The organism is Myxococcus sp. CA039A (genome assembly GCF_013336645.1).
GTDB lineage: Bacteria > Myxococcota > Myxococcia > Myxococcales > Myxococcaceae > Myxococcus > Myxococcus llanfairpwllgwyngyllgogerychwyrndrobwllllantysiliogogogochensis.
Genome location: NZ_JABUMQ010000759.1, coordinates 1 through 466 on the forward strand (window position 1 = coordinate 1; position 466 = coordinate 466).

Here is a 466-nt window from a genome sequence, read left to right on the forward strand (position 1 = left end):
GTGATGGACCATCATTTCGGTGCGGGCGCCTCGGGCCGGGTCGAGGGCTACGAAGACAAGTACTACTTCGGCCGCCGTCCGTGCGGTTTCTACATTCCGCGCTTCCGCAACGTCGCGGCCGACAAGCGCGGCTACCTGCGCGGGTTCGGTTACCAGGGCGGTGCCAGCCGCACCGGCTGGTCGCGCGAGATCGCCGAGCTCAACATCGGTGCCGACCTGAAGGAGGCGCTGACCGTACCGGGCGACTGGCGCATCGGCATGACCGGGTTCGGTGAAATGCTGCCGCACCACGACAATACGATCCGCCTGGACCACGACCGCAAGGACAAATGGGGGCTGCCGGTGCTGGCGATGGACGTGTCCATGCGCGCCAACGAACTGGCGATGCGCAAGGACATGGCCGCCGATGCTGCCGAGATGCTGGAGGCGGCTGGCGTCAAGGACGTGAAGATGCACGACCACGACT

General features: G+C 66.1%; 1 pseudogene. It reads left to right on the top strand.

Annotated elements, in window-relative coordinates:
* Positions 1-466, top strand: a pseudogene (locus tag HR086_RS47455) (hypothetical protein); the annotation flags it as partial.